Consider the following 1,074-nt stretch of genomic DNA (forward strand, 5'->3'; position numbering starts at 1 on the left):
CTAATGACGGTACCTGAAGAATAAGCACCGGCTAACTACGTGCCAGCAGCCGCGGTAATACGTAGGGTGCAAGCGTTAATCGGAATTACTGGGCGTAAAGCGTGCGCAGGCGGTTTTGTAAGACTGTCGTGAAATCCCCGGGCTCAACCTGGGAATGGCGATGGTGACTGCAAGGCTAGAGTTTGGCAGAGGGGGGTAGAATTCCACGTGTAGCAGTGAAATGCGTAGATATGTGGAGGAACACCGATGGCGAAGGCAGCCCCCTGGGTCAAAACTGACGCTCATGCACGAAAGCGTGGGGAGCAAACAGGATTAGATACCCTGGTAGTCCACGCCCTAAACGATGTCTACTAGTTGTCGGGTTTTAATTAACTTGGTAACGCAGCTAACGCGTGAAGTAGACCGCCTGGGGAGTACGGTCGCAAGATTAAAACTCAAAGGAATTGACGGGGACCCGCACAAGCGGTGGATGATGTGGATTAATTCGATGCAACGCGAAAAACCTTACCTACCCTTGACATGGCAGAAATCCTCGAGAGATTGAGGAGTGCTCGAAAGAGAATCTGCACACAGGTGCTGCATGGCTGTCGTCAGCTCGTGTCGTGAGATGTTGGGTTAAGTCCCGCAACGAGCGCAACCCTTGTCATTAGTTGCTACGAAAGAGCACTCTAATGAGACTGCCGGTGACAAACCGGAGGAAGGTGGGGATGACGTCAAGTCCTCATGGCCCTTATGGGTAGGGCTTCACACGTCATACAATGGTACATACAGAGGGCCGCCAACCCGCGAGGGGGAGCTAATCCCAGAAAGTGTATCGTAGTCCGGATTGTAGTCTGCAACTCGACTGCATGAAGTTGGAATCGCTAGTAATCGCGGATCAGCATGTCGCGGTGAATACGTTCCCGGGTCTTGTACACACCGCCCGTCACACCATGGGAGCGGGTTTTACCAGAAGTAGGTAGCTTAACCGCAAGGAGGGCGCTTACCACGGTAGGATTCGTGACTGGGGTGAAGTCGTAACAAGGTAGCCGTATCGGAAGGTGCGGCTGGATCACCTCCTTTCTAGAGTAGCAC

1 rRNA gene is annotated in these 1,074 nt (G+C 53.0%); it reads left to right on the forward strand.

The annotated features are described in order from the left end of the window. A 16S ribosomal RNA gene (locus F8197_RS28175) occupies nucleotides 1-1,062 on the forward strand; the annotation flags it as partial. Nucleotides 1,063-1,074: the final 12 nt, after the last annotated feature.

The organism is Duganella sp. FT27W (assembly GCF_009295655.1).
In the GTDB taxonomy this organism is placed as follows: Bacteria; Pseudomonadota; Gammaproteobacteria; order Burkholderiales; family Burkholderiaceae_D; genus Rugamonas; species Rugamonas zoogloeoides.